The following is a 3,553-nucleotide window of genomic DNA, read 5'->3' on the forward strand; positions in this document are numbered from 1 at the left end:
GGTGCGGCGGGGCCGGTGGCCGGCCCCGCCGCCGTGCCGGGCGGATCAGCCCTTGTGCCACTTCTGGTTGGCCGTGCCGGCGCAGTCCCAGAGCTGGAGCTTCGCGCCGTCGCTGCCGTTCCAGTCCTTGATGTCGACGCACTTGTTCGCCTGGAGGTTGACCAGGTCGCCGGCCCCGTTGAGGGTGAACTGCTGGGCGCCGGTGCCGTTGCAGGTGTATAGCTGGACCACAGCGCCGTTGGCGGTGGACCCGCCGTCGACGTCCATGCATTTGTTGTTCTGGCTCTGCAGGGCGGTGCCGGTGAACGTCCACTTCTGCGCGTTGGTGCCGTTGCAGGTCCACATCTGCAGCTGGGCGCGGTCCACGAAATTGGCGCTCGGCACGTCGATGCACTTGTTGTTCCAGTTGCTGACCACGGCCACCCCGGTGCTGCCGCCGCCACCGCCGAACGGGCTGAGGATCAGCCCGGCGGCCCGCGGATCGCCGTCGTACACCAGGGACTCGAAGCCGCCGACGTCGTCGAAGGCGAATGCGTACGCCCGGCCGTCGACCATGTTGGCGTGGATCAGCCGGGCATACTGGTTGGTCGGGGTGTTCCGGTAGAAGTCGGCGGCGTTGGTGCTGGGCTGGGTGTCGATGGTGCCCAGGGTGCCCCGGTTCAGCGCGGCGCAGAGCGTACGCGAGATCGGGCCGACCACCTGGTCGTTCGGCGCGGGCAGGTCGCCGTCGCAACCCCAGACGCTCGCCGAGGAGGGTCGGTTGAAGGAGGCGACCACCTGTCCACTGCCGTTGGTGAAGGTCATGGTGCTGCCCGAGGTCCGGCCGTAGTAGCGGACCGTCGGCTGGTCGGCGAAGGGTGCCACGGTCAGCGTCTTCGTGGTGTACGCGTTCCACGCGGCGGCGATGTAGGAGTCCAGGTAGGTGGGGCTGAGCAGGCCCGCGCCGGCCGCCTTGCCCGGGGCCAGGACCCGCAGCACGGTGCCGTCGGAGCGCGTGTAGACGGTGTTCGCCCAGCCCGACTGGGCCCGGATCCCGTCGATGACCGCGTTGCGCCCGTTGGCCACCAGGTCGCCGGTGCGCCGGGTGACCCCGTTGGCGCCGGTCACGGTCACCGCGTGCGGCACCGCGAACATGTCGACCTGGGAGCTGTTCAGCCACAGCCCGGAGTCGTTGTAGGTGAACTCGCTCCAGTCGAAGAGGATGTCCCGGTTGGCGTCGCCGGCCGCCCACGGGGCGGGCTGCACCAGCCCGTCCGGGGTGAGGAAGAACTTCAGCTTCTGCCCGAGAGCGAAGTAGACCCGGCCGGAGAAGCCGCGCGGAAACTGGATCGTGGTGCTGCCGCCGTTGCCGGGGCCGGGGATGGCGGCGTCGGGGGCGGGCGACGGCGGGATCTGCCCGCCGGTCCACGGCACGAAGGCGCCGCCGGAGGTGACGTAGCCGAGCCGGCCGGTGGCCAGTTGGACGCCGATGACGTACAGGTAGACCGGGTCGGCGCGGCCGGTCGTGTTGGTGACGGTGACCGGCAGCAGGGCCGGCCCGACCGCCCGGGCGGGGGTGGCGGTGACGGTGCCTGCGAGCGTGGCGAGCAGGGCGGACGCGGCGGCGAGCAGCTTTCTTCGGAGACGCATGGCGACACCTCGGCGGGGACGGGGACGGGAGAGAGCGCTCTCACAGGCTCCAATTGGCAACAATGTTTGTCAATAGGTGGTTGCCGATATGTTGCCGCCGGCGCGGGTTAGGGTGCTCGTCATGATCGACCCGCTGCCCTGGCCACCCCTCGCCGAGCTGCGCCGGCGTACCAGCGAGAAGTGGCGCCGCTATCCGGCGGACGTCCTGCCGATGTTCGTCGCGGAGATGGACGTGCCGCCCGCGGAGCCGGTGGTCCGCACCCTGACCGAGGCGATCGCGCGCGGCGACACCGGGTACCCGCACGGCCCCGTCTACGCGGAGGCCTTCGCCGACTTCGCCGGCCGGCGCTGGGGCTGGCCGGTCCGCCCGGAGCACACCGCCATGGTGCCGGACGTCATGCTCGGCATCGTCGAGGTGCTGAAGCTGCTCACCGACGACGGGGACGCGGTGATCCTGAACCCGCCCGTGTACCCGCCGTTCTTCATGTTCGTCGGGCATCTCGGCCGGCGGATCGTCGAGGCGCCGCTGGGTCCCGACGGCCGGCTCGACCCGGACGCGCTGCGCGCGGCCTTCCGTACGGCGACCGCCGGCGGGCGCCGGGCCGCGTACCTGCTGTGCAGCCCGCACAACCCCACCGGAACGGTGCACACCCGGCAGGAGTTGACCGAGGTGGCCGAACTGGCCGCCCGGCACGGGGTGGGAGTGGTGGTCGACGAGATCCACGCCCCGCTGGTCTACCCGGGCGTCGAGTTCGTGCCCTACCTGACCGTGCCCGGCGGCGAGGACGGCTTCGCCCTGGTGTCCGCGTCGAAGGCGTGGAACCTCGCCGGCCTCAAGGCCGCGCTGGCGGTGGCCGGTCCAGCGGCGGCCGGGACGCTACGTCGGATGCCGGAGGAGGTCGGCCACGGTCCCAGCCACCTCGGAATCCTGGCGCACGCCGCCGCCCTCACCGAGGGGGTCGGCTGGCTGGACCGGTTGCTGGCCGGCCTGGACCACAACCGCCGGCTGCTCGGCGACCTGCTCGCCGAGCGGCTCCCCGACCTCGGCTACCGACCGCCGGAGGGCACCTACCTCGCCTGGCTCGACTGCCGGGCGCTGCCGGTGGGCGACGATCCGGCCGCGGTGTTCCTCGACCGCGGTCGGGTGGCGCTGAACCCCGGCCCCGACTTCGGCACCGGCGGCACCGGCCACGCCCGGCTGAACCTGGCCACCGCCCCGGAGAACATCCGGGAGGCCGTGCACCGCATGGCCACCGCCCTCGGCCGCTGACCCGCCTCCGGTGGCTGGCCGCTCGCGATCTTGGACAGTTGGCGTTCCTGCTGGACGGGAACTGTCCAAGATCGCAGCGCGCCCGCCGACGTGGCCCGCGGGGGCGGACCTCAGTCGCCGGCCGGGCCGTCCGGCGTACGGGGGCGGGCCCGCAGGTGCGCGCGCTCGCCCTGCCGGCCGAAGAGGCTGAGGAGTTCCACCGGTTCCGCGTCGGCGGCGCCGAACCAGTGCGGTACCCGGGTGTCGAACTCGGCTGCCTCGCCGGGGGAGAGCACCAGGTCGTGCTCCCCGAGGACGACCCGCAGCCGCCCGTTGAGCACGTACAGCCACTCGTAGCCCTCGTGGGTCTGCGGGTCCGGCTCGCTACGGCGGCCGCCGCCCGGCAGCACCAGCTTGTACGCCTGGATGCCGCCGGCCCGGCGGGTCAGCGGCAGCATGGTCATCCCGTGCCGGGTTACCGGACGCAGGTGCACCCGCGGGTCCCCGGTCGGCGGGGCGTCGACTAGCTCGTCCAGGGTGACGCCGTGCGCCCGCGCGAGCGGCAGCAGCAGCTCCAGGGTGGGCCGGCGGGCGCCGGACTCCAGCCGGGACAGGGTGCTCACCGAGATGCCGGTGGCCGCCGAGAGCTCGGCGAGGGTGGTCTCGCGCTGCTGA

Annotated in this window: 3 protein-coding genes; 1 reads left to right on the forward strand and 2 read right to left on the reverse strand. The window is 72.7% G+C overall.

What is annotated here, in order from left to right; translation table 11 throughout:
- Positions 1–45 precede the first annotated feature (45 nt).
- Complete coding sequence (locus ACWEVO_RS32660) at positions 46–1,629, reverse strand: glycoside hydrolase family 64 protein (protein ID WP_452311297.1); 1,584 nt, start codon at positions 1,627–1,629, stop codon at positions 46–48.
- A 121-nt stretch (positions 1,630–1,750) separates the two neighbouring features.
- Here ACWEVO_RS32660 and ACWEVO_RS32665 point away from each other — a divergent pair, with 121 nt between their 5' ends.
- The gene (locus ACWEVO_RS32665; RefSeq protein ID WP_452311298.1) at positions 1,751–2,899 is read left to right on the forward strand and encodes a MalY/PatB family protein; all 1,149 of its coding nucleotides are present in this window, start codon (positions 1,751–1,753) and stop codon (positions 2,897–2,899) included.
- A gap of 110 nt (positions 2,900–3,009) precedes the next feature.
- On the opposite strand, the gene ACWEVO_RS32670 is transcribed toward ACWEVO_RS32665, so the two are convergent.
- On the reverse strand, positions 3,010–3,553 hold a 544-nt coding region (locus ACWEVO_RS32670; protein ID WP_452311299.1), incomplete at its 5' end, for a helix-turn-helix domain-containing protein.

It is taken from the genome of Micromonospora sp. NPDC003776 (assembly GCF_053605645.1).

Bases quoted from the DNA above. Each gene is read 5' to 3' on its own strand.
- ACWEVO_RS32660 (WP_452311297.1), bottom strand. From the start codon at position 1,629: ATGCGTCTCCGAAGAAAGCTGCTCGCCGCCGCGTCCGCCCTGCTCGCC.
- ACWEVO_RS32665 (WP_452311298.1), top strand. From the start codon at position 1,751: ATGATCGACCCGCTGCCCTGGCCACCCCTCGCCGAGCTGCGCCGGCGT.